We start from the raw sequence: 21,780 nt of genomic DNA on the forward strand, positions 1-21,780 counted from the left end.
CGCTTTACATGCCTCAACTTGTCCCGCTCCGCACGCTGGATATTGTCGAGAACTGTTCTAAACTGTGTCACTGAATAGGATACTCTGTCGTCAGGCTCATGCTATGATGGCGGCGCAGCGAGGCCGCGTGTACAGGCGCCAACAGCACAGCCTCACGGGTATATCAGCTAATACAAGGAGCAGGGAGCATGTCTGATCTCAGCCACTTATTTAAGTCACTTAACCTGACACAAAAATTGATCTCGGCCTTTCTCTTGGTCGCCCTGATCCCAACCGCCATCATCATCACTATGGCCCTGATGCAGTCATCCGATGCCATGACCCGACAGGTCTATGCTCAATTGGGGGCGGTCGGTGAAATCAAAGAAAGCGCCATTGAGCGTCATTTCAATGGCGTGCAGGATAAACTGGTATCGCTGGCGGTAAACCCCTATGTCAAGCAAGCTGCCAGGGACTTCATCCAGGCCTATGGCGAAGTCGATGATGCCGTTGCGACACCCGCCAGCCTGACGCGCTTTTATCGCGAGCAATTTGCGCCACGCTTTAAGTCACTCAATGAGCAAGCCGCACCACCGGCAATATTACTAGACGACTTGTCCCCTCAGGGGATCACTTTGCAAACCCGTTACCTGGCCGAGAACCCGCATCCTCTGGGGGAAAAGTTTAATCTGCTCAGTAGTCCTGTTGACGACACATACGATCAAGTGCACAGGCAATACCATGAGTTTTTCACTAAAATTGCCGACGTTTATGAGTTTTATGATATTTTTATTGTCGATAACCTGAATGGCAATGTTATCTATTCGGTCTATAAAGAGAGCGACTTTGCCACCTCACTGCTCTACGGCCCTTACTCAAAGAGCAATATTGCCAAAGCGTTTCTCGCTGCCCGCGAATTAAGTCAGGAAGGTGACATGGCGTTTGTTGATTATGAGCAGTATTTGCCTTCTTACAATGCTCCCGCGAGTTTTGTCGCAGCCCCCTTGGTCTTTGATGGTCAGGTATCAGCCACATTAATCTTCCAACTCTCGATTGACGCCCTGAATATCATAATGACGGAACGTCAGGGGCTGGGAGAAAGCGGAGAAACCTATTTGGTTGGTCCGGAAGGCCTGATGCGCTCAGACTCTTATCTGGATCCGGTTCATCACTCAGTAACTGCCTCATTTCGCCATCCGGAAAAAGGCACTGTGAATACCGAAGCATTCAAATTAGCCATGCAGGGACAACAAGGACAGAAAGTCGTACTCGACTATAATGGCAACCCTGTATTGTCGGCTTATACCTCAGTTGATGTGTTTAACGTACGTTGGGCTCTGCTGGCAGAAATCGATGAAGCCGAAGCCTTCGCACCGATCAATACTTTGCGTACCCAGCTACTTATGGTGCTTGCGGTCTGTATTATTATGATTATTCTTGCCGCTTTCTGGTTCGCTCGTACTCTGACTCGCCCGGTTCACGCGCTGGTAAATACCATTCGCAAAGTGGAGCAAGAGGGAGACTTCGCTTTACGCACTGAGATAAATACTTTGGATGAAATTGGTCGCTGTGGCCAGGCATTTAACTCCCTGCTGGACGCTTTACAGCTGTCTATTTCAGAGACAAACCGAGTAATGAACCGCATGGCCGCAGGCCGATTTGACGACAGGATCAGTGCGCCGTGTAAAGGGGAGCTGGATACCCTGAAGCGTGCCACGAATGACTGTGCGCAAAGCCTGCAAACGGCATTGAGTGATGTGGGGCAAGTGATCCATGCAATGTCAGAAGGCCAGTTTGACAAGCAGATCCAGTCTGACATGAGTGGCGACCTGGCAACGCTCAAACAACATATCAACACTTCTATGCATTCCATCAATGCGACCATGACGGAAATTGTTAGCGTGATGTCAGAGATGGAGCAAGGCCACTTCCGTGGGCAAGTGCAGGTAGAAGCGCAAGGCAGCCTGCAACAACTAAAAATGAGCGTGAATAACTCTGTAAGCAGTGTTGCCGGGGCCGTTGATGGGCTCGCCGCTATGATGAGTGCACTACGTCAGGGCGACTTTAGTCAACGTCTTGAGTTACCGCTACGCGGCCAGCTTGAGGAGCTCAAAGACGACACTAACTCCAGCGTGGAAAATCTCGCCGCCATTATAGAAGACATCGGTCACACTATGGCTGCCGTCAGCGAGGGGGATTTCAAACAAACCGTATCAACACCAGCCCAGGGGCAGCTTGGGGAGTTAAAAGAACACATTAATGTCTCGGTATGCAGCGTCGATGAGGCCATCAGCGAAATTTCATCGGTCATGATGGCAATCAGCCACGGTCGCTTCGACCGCACTATCAACTCACCTATGTGTGGTCAGCTGGACACACTCAAAGGCGATATTAACCATTCGGTGAATAATCTCAGCCGTGTCATAGAAGAGCTGGCCAGCGTCATGTCGGCGATGAGTCAGGGAGACTTTACCGTTCAGATTGAGTCCGATTTGCAGGGCCAACTATTGCAGCTAAAAGAAGACGTTAACGCCTCCACAACCACAGTATCTGACGCCATCAATGAAGTTACCCGGGTGTTAGGTGCGCTGGCCAAAGGACAGCTGAATGAACAGATCAATGGCCACTATGAGGGCGTATTTGAAACACTGCAACGTGATGTTAATGCCACCATCGCTAAGCTGACTGAAGTGATAGAAGGGATCCAATATGCGGCGGGTCAGGTGACCCAGAGTGCCGGCGAAATTGCTGCCAGTAACACGGAGATCAGCCAGCGTACCGAAGAGCAGGCTGCTAACCTGGAAGAAGCCAGTGCCAGTACCAGTCATATGCTTGAAGAACTGACTCTAGTGGCCAAGCAATCGGGCACAGCAGTGGAACTGGCAAGTAATGCGGAAACCATAGCCAAAGAAGGCGGCTCTCTGTCACAGGATACAGTAACAGCGATCGGCGAGGTGAACCGGGCCAGCAAAGACATTAATGAAATTGTGTCGGTGATCGATGCGCTGGCTTTTCAGACCAACTTGCTGGCGCTCAATGCCGCCGTAGAAGCAGCGCGGGCAGGTGAAAATGGCCGGGGTTTTGCAGTGGTTGCAAACGAAGTGCGTGAGCTGGCGGGCCGCAGTGCCGCTTCTGCCAAGCAAATCAAAGAGATCATTGCCAACAGTAACGAGAAAGTGGAACAAGGCACCCAGCTGGCTAATCATTCAGGCGAGAAGCTGGATCAAATAGTCGAAGCCGTTGCCGATGTGAGCCAAAATATAGTGAAAATCAACCTGTCGACTACCACACAGCAGCAGTCAATCAAAGAAGTGGATATCGTGGTACAACGCCTGACGGACTTAATTCAGGAAAACTCAGCTATCACGGAAGAGACGATGGCGGCAGCACGACAAATGTCGGAGCAGGCCAATGCGATGCGTGAATTACTTGGTTACTTTGAAGTTAATGCGCGTCAACAGAACGCTCTGGCGTCACCTGAACAGGAGCTGCTGATCCACAGCTATAACGCCTCTTAAACTCGCTATGAAGTAAGCCAGTTTATGTGCAGCGCGGTTTAGGCTTCACCGCGCTGTGCCTGGTTTCTTATTGCAGGGAAAATGAGTCCGCATCCAGGTGCGCAGGAAAGCCCAGCTTAAAGGACTCCAGCGACGTTTTGTCCAGGCTGACCACCAGCACATCGGCTTTATCATCCGCTACACCCGCCAATAAGGCGCCGGTATAATCATATGCAGCTGTCCCGCCATTATGTGCTGTGCCATACCCATCCTCACCAACCCGGTTACAACCCAGCACATAACACTGATTTTCAATCGCTCTGGCTTGCAATAACGTGTCCCAGATACGACGTCGTGCAGCAGGCCAGTTGGCCACATTGATCATCACATCATAGTCATTGCGATTACGCTGAAATACAGGGAAACGCAGGTCATAACACACCTGCGGCAAGATCCTGAAGCCATTTACCTCGAATACCACGCGCTCCTCTCCGGCAATGACATAATCCCCTTCTTTGCCAAGGCAAAACAAGTGACGTTTATCATAGTGGCGCACAGTGCCATCCGGCCAGCACCAGTAAAAACGATTGGCTTTCTTGTCACCATGCATCACCAGCACGCTGCCCGCCACAACAGCCTGCCAGCGCTGCGCTTGTTGTTGTAAAAAAGCCAGGGCTGTCCCCTCCTGGGGTGGTTCTGCACAAGGTTCGGCCAACGCAAAGCCCGTTGCGAAGGTTTCAGGCAAAATGATCAGATCACAGCCGTGCAACTGAGCCTGTTGAGCTTGCAGCTGAGTTTCCAGCTGAGAAAAATTATTCTGAGGTGCCAGCCAGTCAATCGACTGCTGCACCAGCGCCACGGTTAAAGTTGACATAAACGCTTCGCAGCCTCCTGTAAGGTACTGTCTTCTTTGGCAAAACACAGACGGATCACCTTATCGGTACTGCCGCCTGCGTAGAATACACTGAGGGGGATCGCCGCAACGCCGACTTCCTCCACCAGGTATTCACAAAAGCGTACATCATCCAGTGTCGAAATGGCGCTGTAGTCCAGTAACAAGAAGTAGCTGCCTTCGCTGGGCAAAATGGTAAATCGTCCCGGCTGAAGTGCCTCAACCAGCAGATCGCGCTTATGCTGATAGAAATCAGACAATGCATCGACATGCTCCGGTTCCTCTTTGAGCATATCAGCCAGCGCCAGCTGTGCCGGGGTAAAACAAGAGAAGGTGACATACTGATGGATCTTACGAAACTCATCACTGAGCGTCTCAGGTGCAATACAATATCCCAGCTTCCAGCCGGTGCAATGAAAGGTCTTTCCAAAGCTGGCCACTACCATAGCTCTGGTTGCAAGGTCAGGGTCTCGCAGCGCACTCATATGCGGCTGAGCATCAAAGGTAATGTGCTCATACACTTCATCGCTGATCAGATACAGGTCATGCTCATTCAGCAGCGCCTTTAGCGCTGTTATGTCCGCAGCCTTGAGCGTTTTTGCACTTGGGTTATGCGGTGTATTGATAATAATCGCGCGCGTTTTTGTCGTCACAGCGGCTGCAACCTGTTGCCAGTCAATCAGATAATCGGGGGAGCGTAGCGCGATATGCACACTGGTACCGCCTGCCAGCTCAATGGCAGGATGATAAGAATCATACGCTGGGTCGAACACTATCACTTCATCACCCGGACGCACCAGCGTCTGAATGGCCACAAACAGTGCCTCTGTGGCGCCAGCGGTCACGGTCACCTGAGCTGCAGCCTGGACCTTGGCCCCGTATTTGCGCTCAACCAATGCAGCAATTTGCTGTTGTAAAGCCGGCATACCAGGCGAAGGCGCATACTGATTCATACTAGCCTGAGCATATTGGGCCAGTCTGAGTTTGAGCCGCTCAGGCGCATCAAATTCAGGAAAACCCTGAGACAAATTGAGTGCACCATGCTGATTGGCCAGCGCGGTCATTTTTGAAAAAATACTGGTGCCTACATGAGGTAATTTACTTTCCACGGCCAAGTCCTCGTTTGCGTGTGGTGTAACGGCCCAAGCGATGCTATCATTGCTGCAAATAGAAGTATAGCCGTCTAAAATTATCCACGATATTACTCGTGAGAGGTAAGCGTATGCAATCAGCACAAGCAAAACATGCCCTGATAGAAGCCGGACGCTGGCTCAGCGAACAGGGCTGGGTACCGGCAACCGGAGGCAATTTCTCCATTAGAACAGAGCAAGGCTTTGTTGTCACGGCCAGTGGTCATGACAAGGGCGCATTACAACCTGAACATTTTCTGGAATTCGACACCGAGGGTACACAGACAACCGGCACTGGTAACCCCTCGGCCGAAACCGAGCTGCACCTTGCGCTATATGCACTCAGCCCTCGCACGCACTGTATCTTGCATACCCACTCAGTTGCCGCCACGGTGTTGTCACGCCTGACAACAGGGCACAGCCTGGACATCACAGGGTATGAAATGCAAAAAGCCCTGCATGGCTTTACCAGCCACCTGGAAACTCTGGCCATTCCGGTATTCGATAACGATCAGGATATTCCCGCTCTGGCAACCAGGGTGGCCGATTATCATTGCCATACGCCTATCCAACACGGCGTGCTGATCCGCGGGCATGGGTTGTATGCCATGGGTGCCGATATCACCGAAACCCGCCGCCATATCGAGGCGCTGGAATTTTTGTTTAACTGCGAACTGACGCGCCGACAACTGGAAAAAAACGGATGATTAAAGCAATTCTGATCGACATTGAAGGCACCATTACGCGTATCTCTTTCGTTAAAGAGATCTTGTTTCCCTATGCCGCGAACAATCTGGCAGATTTCGTCACTCAGCATGCGCAACAACCCGAAGTCAGTGCACAACTGGATGCCGTACGCGCTGAGCTGGGCGAGCCACACGCTTCGCTGGAGCAGGTTATTCAGGCGCTACTTAACTGGATCGCCGAAGATAAAAAAATCACCCCGCTGAAGCAATTACAGGGCATGATCTGGCAGCATGGTTATCATAACGGCGACTTTACCGGCCATATATATCCGGATGCCTACGAGTTTTTGTGCGCTGAGCATGACGCAGGAAAAGCCCTCTATGTGTATTCATCCGGTTCAGTGCAAGCTCAACAACTGCTGTTTGCGCATTCAGACTATGGCGATATGCGACCTATGTTCAGTGGCTATTTTGATACCCGGGTGGGCGCCAAACAACAGCCCGAAGCCTATCAAACCATTGTCAGTCAGATGTCTTTTGCGGCGCACGAAATCCTCTTTCTGAGTGATGTGGTGGCCGAACTGGATGCCGCCAAAGCAGCCGGTATGCAAACGTTGCAGCTGTGGCGCGATGCACAGCCACGCGCACAACAACACAAATATATCGAAGATTTCAGCCACTATCACGCACAGGAGTCGTTATGAGCCAGTTGAGCGTTTTCCACGATCAGTACCCGAATAAATTTGAGTTCCAGAGTGATGCACACGACCAGATAGCTGCCCGGCTTAGTGAAGTAGGCGTACGCTTTGAACAATGGCAGGCCGCTTATGATGTTACTCAGGCCGCCTCTCATGACGATATTCTTGAGGCTTATCAGGCCGATATCGCTCGACTAATAGCACAAGATGGATATCAAACGGTAGATGTGATCTCCTTACCCAAAGGTCACCCAGACGCAGCCTCACTGCGTCAAAAGTTTCTCTTTGAACATACGCATAGCGAGGATGAAGTCCGCTTCTTTGTGCAGGGACAGGGGCTATTCTGCCTGCATATTGGCGAACGGGTTTACCAGGTGCTGTGTCAGCAGGGCGACCTGATCTCAGTCCCTGCCAATACACCTCACTGGTTTGATATGGGCAGCGATCCTGAGTTTACGGCGATCCGGCTATTCAACAATGAACAGGGCTGGGTGGCACAAAGTACCGACAGCCCAATTGCAGAGCGCTTTCCGTTACTGGATTAAAACGCCTTTATGGCACGGGTTTTCTCATACCGTGCCCAATACTCCAGCTGCAACCTGTTGCGGGTAAAATACCCCAGTATCGAGTACCCAGGCCGTGATTAACGCAGCAGGCGTGACGTCAAAGGCAGGGTTGTATACTTTTGCCTGCTCCGGTGCCCACTGGCAGCTGCCAAAACTGCCACTCACTCCGGTGACTTCTGTCTTTGCACGCTGTTCAATAGGAATGTCCTGCCCGGATGCACAGCTGCTGTCCAGCGTCGTCACTGGTGCGACAACATAGAAGGGGATCTGATGAAAATGCGCCAGTACAGCCAGGTTATAAGTCCCCACCTTATTAGCAAAATCGCCGTTAACGGCAATGCGATCTGCGCCGACGAAAATCTTATCGACTTTGCCCGCTGCCATCAGGCTGGCTGCCATATTGTCGCAGATCAGCGTATAGGGGATCTGCCACTGAGCCAACTCATAGGCCGTCAGACGCCCCCCTGCAACAAAGGCCGGGTTTCATCAACCCAGATATGAATATTCGAGTGCTGCCTGGCAGCATGATGGATAACACCTAGTGCCGTACCGACACCTGCGGTAGCCAGGGCCCCGGTGTTACAGTGAGTAAGAATATTGTCTCCGGATTCAACCAGCTCAGCTCCGAATGTGGCCATCCGCTCACACAAGGCGCAGTCTTCCTCAAACAGACGCTCCGCCTCAGCAACCACGGCCTGCGCATAATCAGGCTGTTGCAGCGCTTCACGCAGTCTGGCCATACAATGCATCAGGTTCACTGCGGTCGGACGCGTAGCGGTCAATTCATCAATGGCGTCGTTCAATTGCGCTTTGCTGCTGCCCTGCTCTGCCAGATAAGCCACCAGCAAGCTGGCCGCCAGGCCAATCAAAGGTGCCCCGCGAACTTTAAGCGCTAAGATCAGCGACTTCATCTGCTCCACATTTTCGCAGTGATGCCATGTTTCCTGGTGTGGCAGCAGATACTGGTCCAGCACTTGAACCTTGCCATTTTGATATTTAAGACTGCGTGCGATTAACTCTTTCAACCTTGCTTCCTCCGGCTTGCTCCTGAGTAATGCCAATCATCAACCAGATCTGCTCGCTGCGCGTGATCCCATAATGAAATGGCCTGCACTATTCTACATCAAGATCTAAAGATGTATAGACTTCTAAACGTTTATAGGTATAGAATGCTGATCTATTTTTATTCTATGTGGATGATCCGGATGAGTGCTTATCAGGCGTTTGACAATGAAATGGCCATTGAATACATCAACAACCTGGGGGGATCTTCCCGCCAGACGCACAGCTAAGTTGCTATGAGTTTGGCGATGGCAACTTAAACCTGGTGTTTAGGGTCACGGATCAGCACAATCACAGTGTGATCCTTAAGCAGGCACTCCCATACGCCCGTTGTGTTGGTGAAAGCTGGCCGTTAACGCTGGACAGAGCACGTATTGAAGCCAACGCATTACTCCGCCATGGTAAGGTCTGCCCGACACACACCGTACAAGTGATACATCATGACAGTGTGCAGGCGGTCACTATACTTGAAGATTTAGGCCACCTGCGCATACTGCGTGGTGAGCTCAATGCCGGACGCACTTTTGCAAATCTGGGGCGGGATGTTGCCCGATACCTGGCCACAACCAGCTTTTATCACAGCGACTTCTACCTCAGCGCAGTCGAAAAAAAATCCCTGGTTCAGACTTTTACTAATCCGGAACTTTGCGCCATTACAGAGGAGTTGTTTTTTGATGATCCTTACCAGGACTCTGAGCGTAACCACTATCCCGACGCGCTAAGCCCTGAGGTCAGCAAACTTCATCGCAATAAAGCGCTCAAACTGGCAATTGCGCAACTCAAAACCCGATTTTTGTCTTCACCTCAGGCACTATTACATGGTGACGCCCACAGTGGCAGCCTGTTTGTTGATGACACAACAACCAAACTCATCGACCCGGAATTTGCTTTCTTCGGTCCCATAGGGTTCGATCTGGGGTCTTTCATCGGCAATTTACTGTTGAACTTCTGCGCCCAGCATGGTCGCATCAATGAGCCATCAAAGCGCCGTGATATTCATACTTATTTATTGCGCACTATCGATATTTGTCTGAGTGAATTTGAGCAGCAGTGGCTCAGTTTGTGCGCACAACAGGGCAAAGACAGCACTTTACTGGTACCTGGATATGCTGAACATTTTTTAAATGACGTCTTTCAGGATGCCATTGGCTACTGTGGCTGCGAAATGATCCGACGTACCATAGGTCTGGCCCATGTCAGCGATCTGGATGAAATTCAGGATGTTAAGGCTCGTCTTCGCGCCCAGCGCCTGGCTCTGGAAGTGGGTGAACAGCTGATCCTGCACGCTCGTAGCTGTCACAACAAAGATGCCTGCTACCAGCTGATCATCAGTGTATTACAGTAATTCAGGACCGAGGTAAGGCAGATCAACCCACACTTTCGGATTGATCTGCTTGTGGTTTAGCGGGTTTGATCCGCTTGTTGCGCCGATGCAATATAATTATCGATCTGCGATTCCAGCACGCTTAATGGTACTGAACCATGACGCAAGATCTGATGGTGGAACTCACGAATATCGAAGGCATCACCTAATGTCGTCTCGGCTTTCGCACGTAGGCGTTTAATCGTTAACTCTCCAACCTTGTATGACAGAGCCTGCCCCGGCCATGAAATATAACGATCGGTTTCAGTTTTAACATTATGCAGTGACAACGCCGTATTATCGCGCATAAAATTCATTGCCCGTTCGCGGCTCCAGCCATACATATGCATGCCCGTATCCACAACCAAACGTGCCGCCCGCCACATTTCATAAGTCAGACGCCCAAAGTTACTATACGGATCCTGGTAGAAACCCGCTTCCAAACCCAGGTACTCCGCGTACAGCCCCCAGCCCTCACCAAATGCTGAAATATATGAATCGCGACGGTAATCAGGTAAATAGTCCAACTCCTGATTCAGTGAAATTTGCAAGTGGTGCCCAGGCACAGCTTCGTGCAAAGTCAGCGCTTCTAGTACATACAAGGGGCGTTTATCCAGAGCATAAGTATTCACCCAGTAATAACCTGCATCTGTGTCCTTGTCCGCGCCCAGATAGCGGCCAGTGGTGTACTTAGGTGCGATCGCATCCGGTACCGGGGCCACTCCATAAGGGCGACGTGGCAGCGTATGGAAAAGTTTAGGTAGCTGAGCGTCCATTTGTTTCGCAATGTACGCAGCTTCTTTAAGCAGCTCTTCGGCACTGTTGGCATAGAATTGGGGGTCAGTTCTCAAAAACTTTACAAATTCGGCAAAGCTTCCTTCAAATTCGGTTTGCCTGATGATTTGCATCATTTCACCTTTAATCCTGGCAACCTCTTTCAGTCCCAGTTCGTGGATCTCTTTAGGTGTCATTTGCGTGGTAGTGAAGTGCGCTGTGCGATTACGATAAAACTCGACACCATTGGGTGTACTGGAAATACCGATATCATCCCGAGCACCCGGTCGATACTCTTCGACAAAAAACTTTAAATACTCACGATATGCAGGAATAACCTGCTGTGACAAGACCATTTTTGCCTGTGTCTGGATCTCGGCAAACTCCTGTTCAGGCAGGTTATGCTGATTGACAGCAAAAGGTCTGAAAAACTGCGATTGTGTAACATCATCGACAATAAACGCTTCGATGGACGATTCATACCCGGCTAGTACCGCTTTGGGCTGAGTCAGCCCCACAGCCAGTCCCTTGCGCATCCAGTCAATATTTTGCTGGAAGTAACGCGGCACCTCAGCAAGCTTGTTTAAGTACACCTCGTATCCCGAAGGCTTACTTAAGTCCACATCATTAAATAACCAGGGCAGGCTGCTGTGAAATCCACTTTCAGACTTGAGCGGCATGTAATGTGCGTTGAAACGGTAGCGATCGACCTGATCCTGGATCTGGGCACGCAAAATCGTCAGATTGATACGGTTTTCTTCACTTAAATTTCCCGTGTTCAGTGCGTCTAATTGCTGAAGAAAGCGTTCACGTTCAGCATTTTTAGTCGCCAAAGCTGCCGCACTTAAGTCGGGTAACTGAGTCTTAATTGAGGCTTGATTGTCGTTACGAAACGTCATAACTTGCTCAGCCAGACTGGTAAATTGCTGGTCAGCACTGACCTGAGTCAGCTCACATCCCGTCAGTCCCAGTGCCAAAGTCACAGCACACACAGTGCGAGATAGAGTGGTTTTCAGTGAAGCATTCACGCGAGTGATCCTTTAACAATAATGTGAAATTTACGCAACACCTAAACACGCCAGTGAAAGGCTTGCAACTTAAAGCGACCAGTCGCCGAAAGGCACCTGCCATGTATCAATAATGCAAGGCTTCCAAGACAAAGGAAAAAGTGCTTACTAATTCATCAGCCCCCGAGGAAAAGCAATAAATTTGTCACTGAACACTGATTTTTGCTTTGCAAAACTCGGGAGAGCGATTAATGTAGCCGCAGCGGAGCTGGCACCCCAGAGGGGCCATTTCAAACGCTTCGGCGAGTCGTACAACAGCAACTGATTATTGTGGTAAGTAAAATGATGTTCCATGATTCCATGGCAATAGCACAAGAAAAAATGACTAAAGTTTGTCAGTTTCTGGAACAGAATCATCTGCCTCCTACGCCGTTGAATTACCACATAGGGTATGTCTATATCAGCCAGACCAATCGTGACCTGACTGAACGACTGGACCGGGACATCCGCAATCGAGTCGCCATCGACAGTATTTACGTAGAACAGCTCTATTACGAGTACCTGCAAAAAGAGCACCAGACTGAGGCCAATTTAATCCAGCAAGTTGGTGGTATGATCGATCAGCTCAATGACTCAGCACAACAGTCCCAGCAAAGCCTCATCGGCTTTGCCAAACAAATCAATCACTGCATTCATAATCTGGATGAACACAATGTCGTCAAAACACGGGCTGCCCTGAAGGATTTTGGCGGGCACACCGAGCTGCTGCTAAAACAACACCAGCAATTTAAAAATGCGTTGCGAAGAGCACGTGAAATCCACGAAAAGCAGCAACAGCAGCTATTGAAACTGCGCAAACAGCGCATTCTAGACCCGCAAACCGGCCTTTATAAACGCCATTATCTGGGTCATAAAACACAACTTTGGCTGACTCAGGATAAATCAATCTGTGCCATTTCAGTGCTAATCGAGAATCTGGATGCCTTCAGCCAGGACTTTGGTGAACTAGTTGGAGAGACAGTGCTACAACGTGTAGCAAAGCGCATCCAGAAGTACGTACTGCAAAGTGGCCTGCCAGGCAGAACGGGTAAACAAGAATTCACCATAGTACTGGCTGACTGTGAAGCCGACACCGCGGTGGTGGTCGCAGAAAAAATACGTCGTGGCGTGACCAGACTGAAGTTTGTCAGTGCCAAAGGCGACGTGTCGTTTCCGGATATCGATTTGGCTATCGGGATTGCGCAACATCAACCAGACCATGACTTCAACACCCTCGCACAGCGCGCCGCTTTTGCAGCCAAAAAAGCCCAGTCTCTGGGTCAACATTATTATATTTCTGCGCCCAATTAGTGGCGGTCTCTCGCCCATTGATTCATAACCGGGTGCCCACGCCGGGGGCTATTGATTAATCTGGTTAAATTGCTGACACCGATTGCGCTCACTGAGTGCGATCAAGTACACTATTGACACCCAGATCCGGCACAAACAACGCACATGAAAGAAGCAAATCGCGACACCACACACTTTGGCTATAAAACAGTAGCAACGCAGGAAAAAGCCTCCATGGTGGCTGATGTTTTCCATTCCGTGGCTGCAAAGTATGATGTGATGAATGACCTGATGTCATTTGGGATCCATCGCTTATGGAAGCGCCAGACCATAGCGTGTTCAGGTGTTCGACAGGGCCATCGAGTTCTGGACCTGGCCGGTGGCACCGGAGATCTGACAGCCAAGTTCAGTGAATTGGTCGGTGAATCAGGTCAGGTGATCCTGGGCGATATCAACGACTCAATGTTACGCGTTGGACGAGACAAACTACGTGACCTCGGTCGGGTAGGCAATATCGAATATGTGCAAATGAATGCCGAAGCCCTGCCTTTCCCGGACAATAGCCTGGATGTGATCACCATTGCCTTTGGACTGCGTAACGTCACCGACAAAGACAAGGCGCTGCGCTCTATGTACCGCGTATTAAAGCCCGGAGGCAGGCTGCTTGTTCTCGAGTTTTCAAAAACAGACAACGAAGCGCTGTCCAAGCTCTACGACTTCTATTCATTCAACATTCTGCCCACCATGGGTAAACTGGTTGCCAATGACAGTGAGAGCTATCGCTACCTGGCTGAATCTATCCGTATGCATCCGGATCAGGAAACGCTTAAGTCAATGATGGAAGAAGCCGGCTTTGAACAGGCAAGCTATCAAAACCTCACAGGCGGTATCGTGGCACTTCACCGAGGCTTTAAATTCTAACTCCGGGGAACAGAGGAAACTGTATGTGGATCACGCTGCTCACAGCCGTTGCCGAAAGCGCATTGGAAAAACTGCTGGACAAAGAGCCGTCTCTGGCCGTTCAGCTTTCCTCTGCACAGCACAAAACTCTGGCCATTACCTTAACGGATCTGGAGCTGTGTTGTGCGCTACATTATGTGGGTGAACAACAAGGTAAACCACGTTGCTTCGTTTATGGTCATTATCAGGATCAGGCTAACTGCCACATCACCACAACCTTATCGACCTTAGCTGAAATTTCCGATCCAAGTCAGCTTACACGCCTGATCCGTGAGGAAAAACTGGATCTGGATGGCGATCTGCAACTGGCACAAAGCTATAGCAAAGCCTTTTCAGGATTACAGATAGACTGGGCTGAACATCTCTCCGCTCACCTTGGTGATGCGCCGGCGCAACTGCTTGTCGAACGCTGTAAGGCGGCCACCGAAAAAGGGGCTGGCCATCTGAAAATACTGCAACGAACCTTTACGCAATTGTGTCAGGATGAGCTAAAAGTGGCCGTTCATCCACTTGAAGTTCGTCAGTTCAAAACCCATACACGACAGTTGACGCAACAGCTCGCGGCACTGGAACAACGCATTAACGCTTTAAGCGAATAATAAGGAGCTGGATTTGTCCATCGCTCGTCTGTATCAAATCGGTAAAACGTTTCTCAATTATGGCCTTGATGACTTACTGCCAAGGCAAAAACAACCTTGGTATGCCCGGGCAATCAGACGCAGTCTGTTCTGGCTGCCTAACCAGCATCGCGACAAACCCGTCGGCGCACGACTGAGGCTGGCACTACAAACTTTGGGCCCGGTATGGATCAAATTTGGCCAGATGCTATCCACACGTCGCGATCTGCTGCCGCCAGATATTGCCGAAGAGCTTGCTCTGTTGCAGGACAAAGTTGCCCCATTTCCCGGCGACCAGGCACAAGCCCTGATAGAAAAAGCACTAGGGCTGGATACGATTAGCGATTGCTTTGTGGAGTTTGAGCAAACACCACTGGCGTCAGCCTCCATTGCACAGGTTCATTGCGCCAAACTCTTGATTGATGATGAACTACGAGAAGTGGTGGTCAAAGTGATCCGGCCAAATATTGAAAAACAAATTCTGGCAGACTTGTCCCTGATGGAACGTTTTGCCCGCTTGCTGGCCAGCCTGATCAGCGCAGGGCGCCGGTTGCGACCCGTGGAAGTAGTCAGAGAATATCGCAAAACCCTGCTGGATGAATTGGATCTGATGCGTGAGGCTGCCAATGCTATTCAGCTACGCCGCAACTTTGAAGGGTCTGACTCTTTGTATATTCCAGAAGTATACAGCGACTACTCCAGACGTAATGTGCTGGTGATGGAGCGCATTTACGGCATTCCAGTTTCTGATACTGAGTCGCTGCTGGCACAGGGCACGAATATGAAGGTACTCGCAGAGCGGGGAGTTGAAGTATTCTTTACCCAAGTTTTCCGTGACAGCTTTTTCCATGCGGATATGCACCCGGGCAACATTTTTGTCTCTCGGGAAGACCCACATAATCCGAAGTATATTGGCATTGACTGTGGCATTGTTGGTACTTTGAACCGCGAAGACAAACGTTATCTGGCAGAAAACTTCATTGCGTTTTTCAACCGCGATTATCGTCAGGTAGCTCAATTACATGTCGATTCTGGCTGGGTACCCGCAGATACCTGTGTTGAGGAATTTGAATTTGCCATTCGCACAGTATGTGAGCCGATTTTTAATAAGCCTCTGGCCGAAATTTCATTTGGTCATGTGCTGGTCAATCTGTTCAATACAGCGCGACGCTTTAATATGGAAGTCCAGCCACAGCTGGTGTTGCTGCAAAAAACCCTGCTGTACGTCGAAGGTCTGGGCCGTCAGCTTTACCCACAGCTGGATCTTTGGAAAACCGCCAAGCCTTTTTTAGAAAAGTGGGTGCAGGATCAGGTCGGTCCTCTGGCTGTTGCAAAAAAGCTTTACACCAACTTGCCGTTTTGGGCAGAAAAGATGCCGGAGCTGCCGGACCTTATTTATCAGAACCTGAAACGCAGCCAGCGCCAGAGTACACCTCTTGTGCCCAATCGCGGCAGTGACACGCGCGCACTACTGTTAGGTATCGCTGCGGCCGCACTCACTATCGTAGCCGGCTTGTGCTTTATCGACGAACGTCAGCTCGCCAGCAGTGTCTGTTCAATACTGGCAATCGCAATATTTATCAAAGCTTGGCGTAAAACAGGGTGATATTTTACACACTCGGCGTATAATCTTTATTAATTCAATAACACAATAAACGGAGTAAACATGGGTTTTGGTGGTATCAGTATTTGGCAATTGCTTATCATTCTGGCCATTATTGTGCTTTTATTCGGCACTAAAAAACTACGTGGCATCGGCAGTGATTTAGGCAATGCAGTAAAGGGCTTTAAAAACGCAGTTGCAGAAGACGAAGAAGAAAAAAAGTCGGATAAAGCTGAAAATAAAGAGCAACTAACCGATCAAGCGGCACAAGCTAAAACAGCCAGCGAAAAAGAAAAAGACAAGGTGTGATCTGACATGGGGATGTGGGAACTCGTTGTAGTGATGATCGTTGGCCTGATAGTGCTTGGGCCTGAACGCTTACCTGTTGCAATCAGAACAGTCAGTCGCTGGATCAACACCGTCAAATCTGTCGCCAACTCTGTAAAAGCAGAGGTCAACGAAGAATTGCGTGTACACGAGTTGCATAGCAACCTTAAAAAAGCCGAAGAACAAGGTCTGGACAACATAGCGCCGGGCCTGAAGCAATCGGTGGAGGAGCTACAACGCGCGGCAGAATCGGTGCGCCATAGCTACAGCAAGTCTCCGGATGCGTCAAAAAACGATAAAGATCCGTCCTCTCCAAACTAACTGTCTACGAGTTTTTGCATGTCAGATATGACAAACAGTGGCTTTATTGGCCACCTTATTGAGCTTCGAAATCGTCTGATCAAGGCGCTGCTCAGTGTCCTGATTATATTTGTGTCTTTGGTTTACTTCGCCAATGATATTTATGCTTTTGTGGCGGCGCCGCTGGTTGAAAGCTTGCCCGCTAACAGCACCATGATTGCGACGGATGTCACAGCTCCTTTCTTTGCGCCTTTTAAGCTGACTCTGTTTGTGTCACTGTTTCTGGCGGTCCCAATGATACTGCATCAAATATGGGGGTTTCTGGCACCTGGTCTGTATCAGCATGAAAAGCGTATGTTGATGCCTATTTTGTTGTCCAGCATCTTGCTATTTTACGCTGGTATCGCCTTTTGTTATTTCGTTGTAATGCCCATCATACTCGGCTTTTTTACCGCAGTCGGCCCGGATATGATGACTCTCTCCCCGGATATCAGCAGTTATCTTGGCTTCATTCTGAAACTGTTTTTTGCGTTTGGCGTCGCGTTTGAGATCCCGGTGGCCATCATGTTGCTATGTTGGAGTGGCGTCACAACCACCGACAGCCTGGCACAAAAGCGCCCGTACATCATTGTTGGCGTTTTTGTGATTGCCATGTTCTTAACACCACCGGATGTGTTATCACAAACCCTGCTGGCGGTCCCCATGGCACTGCTTTTTGAGGTCGGTTTATTGTTAGCAAGACTCTATAGTAAAAAGCCAGCAACAGAGGAACAAAGCCATGAATAATCCCAACTCATGCTGGCAATAACCTGTGTGCTATCCACAGTATTGAGTGTCTCTCCCGTACAAGCTAAGGGTCCTTTACTGCATAAAGTGAAAGCATGTAGCCAGCTCGAAGCAGATAAACAGCGCCTGGCCTGCTACGATAAACTGGCCGCAGACATTGCCTCCAGGTCACACTCAGCACCTCACCATGCAGAGGCTAAAAGCAAACCAACCTTCGGGCTGGAACACAAACAAGAAGGTGAGCAGGAGATCCGTGCCACGCTCTCAGATGTTAGCAAGTCACCGAACGGGCAACGCCGCTTTACGCTGGACAACCAGCAACGCTGGCAGCAAATTGGTACCCAGGCATTTTTTGCTAAAGAAGGAGATACTGTGATTATCCGCCGTGGTTCATTCAACTCCTTTGTTATGCAGAAAGTGGGCTCAAACCGTACAGTTAAAGTGAGAAGAATCGACTAAATGCATACTTTAATAGATGCCGGAGTCAACCTGACCAGTACGCAGTTTGATACCGAGCGTGACGCAATTGTGACTCGGGCCGCCAGCCAGGGTGTAGAGTCTATGCTGTTGATTGGCTGCGATTTACAAAGTAGTGAGCACAGTCATACGCTGGCAAAGCAGTATGGACAGTATGCCACAGCAGGCGTTCACCCTCATGACGCCAAAGGCGTACCAGATGATTTTATCGCGCAATTGCGCAACCTGGTCTCGCAGGACAGAGTTGTCGCCATCGGCGAGTGCGGGCTCGACTTTAACCGCGATTACTCCCCTCGTCCGGTTCAGCAACTAATCTGCGGGGTACAACTGGAACTGGCTCAAACACTTGATATGCCGGTTTATCTGCACGAACGCGACGCTTTTGACACTTTCAGCTCGATGCTGGATGAATTTTCTTTGCGTGGTGTATTGCATTGCTTTACCGGCGACAAACGCGCACTGCGTCATTACCTGGATTATGGTCTCATGATTGGCCTGACTGGCTGGTTATGTGACGAACGCCGGGGTGAAACCTTACGGGAGCTGGTACGTTACATCCCCGAAGATCGGATCTTGCTGGAAACCGATGCGCCATTTTTACTCCCCCGGACACTGAAGCCGAAACCCAAATCACGTCGCAATGAACCCGCGTACCTGCCTGAAATCGCACAGCATGTTGCCGCACTCAAGAACATCTCCGTAGCGCAACTGGCGCAGCAAACGAGTGACAATTTCAGAACCTTGTTTTTAGCAAAAGAGATAGCTGACTAATGCTGTGGCGGTTGGTGTTACTCGTGATGCTGCTATCAGGTGCTACCCAGGCACTGGAGGTTTCAGCTGAGTTCAAGCAACACCAATCGCTATCATATCAATACACCTACAGCCAGGCAGAAAATATTCAGGCTTTACTGCTTAGTCAACCACAGTGGCAGGCAGGCAAACACCAGCCTTTACAACCGCCAGCCAATACCCATGCCTGGATCCGAGTTGCTTTGCATAACCCAGGCTCCATAGAGGTGCCTCTGTTACTGAGTATAGATAACAACTTACTGGACAAGATCACGGCTTACATCCGTCATGATGAAGCGTCCTTCCTTACCCTGGCACTGGGAGATGCACTCCCGCTCTTGCAGCGTCCAATTAAGCACGAAGCTCAACTGATCCCTTTAGAGCTGCCGGCCCACAGCCATAGTCAGGTGTACTTGCAGATCACCCATCATGGCACCCTGAATGCACCTCTGAGCCTTTGGCATCCAATAGAATATTTGAAGTATAAGAGTAAGTTTAATCTGCTGTACGGCATTTTAGCCGGGTTTATTCTCGCCATGATTGCCATTAACTTCACTCTGTATAGCTTTACCCGCCGGCGTTACTTTTTACATGGCACTGTAATTATTGGGCTGTTCTGGCTGCTTATTGTACACCTATATGGATTTAGCTATCGCTACCTCTACGGGGACAATGTCTGGTTGCAGCAATACGGACAAAGCCTGCTGGTAATGCTTTCAACTCTGGCTCTGATCCCCATTCAGCGCAGCAAAGCCTTGCCCAACCTGCTGCCGGCAAAGCACGACCGTAAACTTACCCAGCTGCTGATGCTGGGCGTGATACTGACTTTACTCAGCCAACTGCTACCACTGCCTGTGGCCACCTTTGCAGCTTATGGTTTGGCTCTCACTCTGGTATTTGGCTACATCATTTGTACAGTACGCAGTCGTTATCGTCGTACAACCAAAATAACGGCCATATGTATGTACACCATCATGCTGGTCACGCTGAGTTACCAGTTTGGCTTTGAGTTGGGTGTCTTTGGTGGCGCACAACTGGACCGCCCTGTCACCTATGTCTGCTATCTGATCCTGAGTCTCTACCTCAGCTTCGTTCTGACCCGCCAGTTCATACTCGAACGCGAAAAGCATATTAAGACCCAACAACATAAACTGGCCCGCACTCAGGCAGAAGACGCTCTGCTCAAAGAAAAGCTAAAACTGCAAGAGCAAGCACAACAGGAACTGGAAAACAGCATAGACGAGCGAACTTTTGAACTACAGGTCACACTTCGGGAACTCGAAGAAAAGAACCATGAGCTTGAAAAGCTCAACATGGAAGATCCCATGACCAAAGTGAAAAACCGCCGCTATTTTGATAAACGCCTGATGATGGAAGTTCGTCGCTCACGGCGGGAGCAAACCACGCTCAGCCTGATCATCCTTGATATCGACTTCTTCAAGAAAGTAAACGACAACTACGGTCATTTGGCAGGGGATCACACCATTTGTGCCTTTGCACGCCTGATAGAAAAGCACCTGAAAAGGCCCCATGATGAAGTCTTTCGCTATGGTGGCGAAGAGTTTGTGATGCTGCTGCCTAATACCTCACAGGACGGCGCCCTGGAGCTCGCAGAGCAAATCCGCCAGGCGACTGAAGCACACGAACTGAAAGTGGCTGGTCACCATATTAAATTTACCACCAGTGCGGGGGTTTACAGCGCCATCGCACAGGACACCAGTAACCCCACTCTATATACCGATATGGCTGACAAGGGCTTGTATATGGCCAAACAGCAAGGCCGCAATCGGATCTGTATTTACCAACCTAAGCAGGAGACTTAACGTGGCTCAGTCAGGACTGGATCTTTTTCCTTATACGCGTATGCGCCGTATGCGCAAAAACGACTTTTCTCGCCGTATGATGTGTGAAAACACTCTGACGGTAAATGATCTGATCTATCCGGTATTCGTTCTGGAAGGCAAGAACCGCAAAGAAGCCATTCCTTCTATGCCAGGCATTGAGCGCCTGTCGATTGATTTATTGGTAGAAGAAGCAAAAGAGCTGGTAGCGTTAGGCGTACCTGCCATTGCAATATTTCCGGTTACCCCGGCCGATAAAAAATCCTTACACGCTGAAGAAGCCTACAACCCTGAAGGACTGGCTCAACGCACAGTGCGCGCACTTAAAAGTGAGTGTCCTGAGCTAGGTGTGATCACCGACGTGGCACTGGACCCATTCACCACCCATGGTCAGGATGGCATCATTGATGATGAAGGCTATGTGATCAATGACATCACGACGGAGATACTGGTCAAGCAGGCGTTGTCTCATGCCGACGCAGGTGCTGATATTGTTGCTCCGTCAGACATGATGGATGGACGCATTGGCGCCATTCGCGATGCTCTGGAAGAAGCCGGACATATTCATACGCGTATTATGGCTTATTCCGCCAAGTATGCCTCCAGCTATTACGGTCCGTTCCGTGATGCAGTCGGTTCTGCTGGGAACCTTAAAGGGGCCGATAAGAAGACCTATCAGATGGATCCGGCCAACTCAGATGAAGCACTGCGCGAAGTTGCACTCGATCTTCAAGAAGGTGCTGACATGGTGATGGTTAAGCCGGGTATGCCCTACCTGGATGTAGTACGTCGTGTTAAAGATGAGTTCGGCGTACCCACCTTTGCTTATCAGGTAAGTGGCGAATATGCTATGCATAAAGCTGCAATTGACAACGGTTGGCTGGCAGAAAAACCAACCATTATGGAATCATTACTCGCATTTAAACGTGCCGGCGCAGATGGCATTTTAACCTACTTTACGAAGCAAGCCGCTATCTGGTTGAATGATAAATAAATAATCACTGATAATTTAAAAAGGAGCAATAAACTGCTCCTTTTTTGCATTTTTTTGATTAACATTGTGTCATTTTTGTGTAACATAGCCCCCGTAAGCTTAT

18 protein-coding genes and 2 pseudogenes are annotated in these 21,780 nt (G+C 49.8%); 16 read left to right on the top strand and 4 right to left on the bottom strand.

What is annotated here, in order from left to right:
* Positions 1-188: 188 nt before the first annotated feature.
* Complete coding sequence (locus ELR70_RS23925; protein WP_054016072.1) at positions 189-3,497, top strand: methyl-accepting chemotaxis protein; 3,309 nt, start codon at positions 189-191, stop codon at positions 3,495-3,497.
* Positions 3,498-3,564: 67 nt separating this feature from the next.
* On the opposite strand, the gene ELR70_RS23930 is transcribed toward ELR70_RS23925, so the two are convergent.
* Both ELR70_RS23930 and ELR70_RS23935 read right to left on the bottom strand, forming a co-directional pair.
* Positions 3,565-4,350, bottom strand: coding sequence for an amidohydrolase (locus ELR70_RS23930; RefSeq protein WP_054016073.1), 786 nt, complete (start codon positions 4,348-4,350; stop codon positions 3,565-3,567).
* Complete coding sequence (locus ELR70_RS23935; protein ID WP_054016231.1) at positions 4,338-5,432, bottom strand: methionine aminotransferase; 1,095 nt, start codon at positions 5,430-5,432, stop codon at positions 4,338-4,340. Before ELR70_RS23935 ends, ELR70_RS23930 begins: the two co-directional genes overlap by 13 nt.
* Before the next feature lie 158 nt (positions 5,433-5,590).
* Here ELR70_RS23935 and ELR70_RS23940 point away from each other — a divergent pair, with 158 nt between their 5' ends.
* The 3 genes from ELR70_RS23940 to ELR70_RS23950 are packed head-to-tail and all read left to right on the top strand — an operon-like array spanning position 5,591 to position 7,427.
* The gene (locus ELR70_RS23940; protein ID WP_054016074.1) at positions 5,591-6,205 is read left to right on the top strand and encodes a methylthioribulose 1-phosphate dehydratase; all 615 of its coding nucleotides are present in this window, start codon (positions 5,591-5,593) and stop codon (positions 6,203-6,205) included.
* Positions 6,202-6,888: an acireductone synthase gene (gene mtnC / locus ELR70_RS23945; protein WP_054016075.1), complete on the top strand. Its 687-nt coding sequence runs from the start codon at positions 6,202-6,204 to the stop codon at positions 6,886-6,888. The genes ELR70_RS23940 and mtnC overlap by 4 nt, the downstream gene beginning before the upstream one ends.
* Positions 6,885-7,427, top strand: a complete 543-nt coding sequence (locus ELR70_RS23950) for a cupin domain-containing protein (protein WP_054016076.1) — start codon at positions 6,885-6,887, stop codon at positions 7,425-7,427. The genes mtnC and ELR70_RS23950 overlap by 4 nt, the downstream gene beginning before the upstream one ends.
* A gap of 24 nt (positions 7,428-7,451) precedes the next feature.
* Here ELR70_RS23950 and mtnA read toward each other — a convergent pair.
* Positions 7,452-8,473, bottom strand: a pseudogene (mtnA, locus tag ELR70_RS23955) (S-methyl-5-thioribose-1-phosphate isomerase).
* 180 nt (positions 8,474-8,653) lie between these two features.
* Here mtnA and mtnK point away from each other — a divergent pair.
* Positions 8,654-9,855 (top strand): annotated as a pseudogene (gene mtnK, locus ELR70_RS23960) (S-methyl-5-thioribose kinase).
* A 56-nt stretch (positions 9,856-9,911) separates the two neighbouring features.
* Here mtnK and ELR70_RS23965 read toward each other — a convergent pair.
* Positions 9,912-11,675: a DUF885 domain-containing protein gene (locus tag ELR70_RS23965; protein ID WP_054016078.1), complete on the bottom strand. Its 1,764-nt coding sequence runs from the start codon at positions 11,673-11,675 to the stop codon at positions 9,912-9,914.
* A 321-nt stretch (positions 11,676-11,996) separates the two neighbouring features.
* Here ELR70_RS23965 and ELR70_RS23970 point away from each other — a divergent pair, with 321 nt between their 5' ends.
* From ELR70_RS23970 to hemB, 11 genes are all read left to right on the top strand, one after another.
* Positions 11,997-13,004: a GGDEF domain-containing protein gene (locus ELR70_RS23970; protein ID WP_054016080.1), complete on the top strand. Its 1,008-nt coding sequence runs from the start codon at positions 11,997-11,999 to the stop codon at positions 13,002-13,004.
* A 144-nt stretch (positions 13,005-13,148) separates the two neighbouring features.
* Entirely contained in the window at positions 13,149-13,904 is a 756-nt protein-coding gene (ubiE, locus tag ELR70_RS23975) for a bifunctional demethylmenaquinone methyltransferase/2-methoxy-6-polyprenyl-1,4-benzoquinol methylase UbiE (protein WP_054016081.1), read from the top strand.
* A gap of 23 nt (positions 13,905-13,927) precedes the next feature.
* Positions 13,928-14,542: an SCP2 sterol-binding domain-containing protein gene (locus ELR70_RS23980; protein ID WP_054016082.1), complete on the top strand. Its 615-nt coding sequence runs from the start codon at positions 13,928-13,930 to the stop codon at positions 14,540-14,542.
* A 13-nt stretch (positions 14,543-14,555) separates the two neighbouring features.
* On the top strand, positions 14,556-16,166 hold the full coding sequence (ubiB, locus tag ELR70_RS23985; RefSeq protein WP_054016083.1) for a ubiquinone biosynthesis regulatory protein kinase UbiB: 1,611 nt from the start codon (positions 14,556-14,558) through the stop codon (positions 16,164-16,166).
* Between the two features lie 60 nt (positions 16,167-16,226).
* Positions 16,227-16,472, top strand: coding sequence for a Sec-independent protein translocase subunit TatA (gene tatA / locus ELR70_RS23990; RefSeq protein WP_054016084.1), 246 nt, complete (start codon positions 16,227-16,229; stop codon positions 16,470-16,472).
* A 6-nt stretch (positions 16,473-16,478) separates the two neighbouring features.
* Entirely contained in the window at positions 16,479-16,811 is a 333-nt protein-coding gene (gene tatB / locus ELR70_RS23995) for a Sec-independent protein translocase protein TatB (RefSeq protein WP_054016085.1), read from the top strand.
* Between the two features lie 18 nt (positions 16,812-16,829).
* Complete coding sequence (tatC, locus tag ELR70_RS24000; RefSeq protein ID WP_054016086.1) at positions 16,830-17,576, top strand: twin-arginine translocase subunit TatC; 747 nt, start codon at positions 16,830-16,832, stop codon at positions 17,574-17,576.
* A 9-nt stretch (positions 17,577-17,585) separates the two neighbouring features.
* Positions 17,586-18,035, top strand: a complete 450-nt coding sequence (locus ELR70_RS24005) for a hypothetical protein (protein ID WP_128064743.1) — start codon at positions 17,586-17,588, stop codon at positions 18,033-18,035.
* The gene (locus ELR70_RS24010) at positions 18,036-18,824 is read left to right on the top strand and encodes a TatD family hydrolase (protein WP_054016088.1); all 789 of its coding nucleotides are present in this window, start codon (positions 18,036-18,038) and stop codon (positions 18,822-18,824) included. It abuts the gene before it with no gap.
* Positions 18,824-20,665, top strand: a complete 1,842-nt coding sequence (locus tag ELR70_RS24015; RefSeq protein WP_054016089.1) for a diguanylate cyclase — start codon at positions 18,824-18,826, stop codon at positions 20,663-20,665. Before ELR70_RS24010 ends, ELR70_RS24015 begins: the two co-directional genes overlap by 1 nt.
* Position 20,666: 1 nt before the next feature.
* Positions 20,667-21,677 carry a porphobilinogen synthase gene (hemB, locus tag ELR70_RS24020; protein WP_054016090.1) on the top strand — a complete coding sequence of 337 codons (1,011 nt, stop codon included), beginning with the start codon at positions 20,667-20,669 and terminating at the stop codon, positions 21,675-21,677.
* Positions 21,678-21,780 lie beyond the last annotated feature (103 nt).

Origin of the sequence: Pseudoalteromonas sp. R3 (assembly GCF_004014715.1) — a bacterium.
Taxonomy (GTDB): Bacteria; Pseudomonadota; Gammaproteobacteria; order Enterobacterales; family Alteromonadaceae; genus Pseudoalteromonas.

What these genes read in the sequence shown, in the direction of transcription:
- mtnC (WP_054016075.1), top strand. Translation starts at nt 6,202, where the DNA reads ATGATTAAAGCAATTCTGATCGACATTGAAGGCACCATTACGCGTATC.
- ELR70_RS23930 (WP_054016073.1), bottom strand. Translation starts at nt 4,350, where the DNA reads ATGTCAACTTTAACCGTGGCGCTGGTGCAGCAGTCGATTGACTGGCTG.
- ELR70_RS23925 (WP_054016072.1), top strand. Translation starts at nt 189, where the DNA reads ATGTCTGATCTCAGCCACTTATTTAAGTCACTTAACCTGACACAAAAA.
- ELR70_RS23940 (WP_054016074.1), top strand. Translation starts at nt 5,591, where the DNA reads ATGCAATCAGCACAAGCAAAACATGCCCTGATAGAAGCCGGACGCTGG.
- tatC (WP_054016086.1), top strand. Translation starts at nt 16,830, where the DNA reads ATGTCAGATATGACAAACAGTGGCTTTATTGGCCACCTTATTGAGCTT.
- ELR70_RS24005 (WP_128064743.1), top strand. Translation starts at nt 17,586, where the DNA reads ATGCTGGCAATAACCTGTGTGCTATCCACAGTATTGAGTGTCTCTCCC.
- ELR70_RS24015 (WP_054016089.1), top strand. Translation starts at nt 18,824, where the DNA reads ATGCTGTGGCGGTTGGTGTTACTCGTGATGCTGCTATCAGGTGCTACC.
- tatA (WP_054016084.1), top strand. Translation starts at nt 16,227, where the DNA reads ATGGGTTTTGGTGGTATCAGTATTTGGCAATTGCTTATCATTCTGGCC.
- tatB (WP_054016085.1), top strand. Translation starts at nt 16,479, where the DNA reads ATGGGGATGTGGGAACTCGTTGTAGTGATGATCGTTGGCCTGATAGTG.
- ELR70_RS24010 (WP_054016088.1), top strand. Translation starts at nt 18,036, where the DNA reads ATGCATACTTTAATAGATGCCGGAGTCAACCTGACCAGTACGCAGTTT.
- ELR70_RS23935 (WP_054016231.1), bottom strand. Translation starts at nt 5,432, where the DNA reads ATGACCGCGCTGGCCAATCAGCATGGTGCACTCAATTTGTCTCAGGGT.
- ubiE (WP_054016081.1), top strand. Translation starts at nt 13,149, where the DNA reads ATGAAAGAAGCAAATCGCGACACCACACACTTTGGCTATAAAACAGTA.
- ELR70_RS23950 (WP_054016076.1), top strand. Translation starts at nt 6,885, where the DNA reads ATGAGCCAGTTGAGCGTTTTCCACGATCAGTACCCGAATAAATTTGAG.
- ELR70_RS23970 (WP_054016080.1), top strand. Translation starts at nt 11,997, where the DNA reads ATGATGTTCCATGATTCCATGGCAATAGCACAAGAAAAAATGACTAAA.
- ELR70_RS23980 (WP_054016082.1), top strand. Translation starts at nt 13,928, where the DNA reads ATGTGGATCACGCTGCTCACAGCCGTTGCCGAAAGCGCATTGGAAAAA.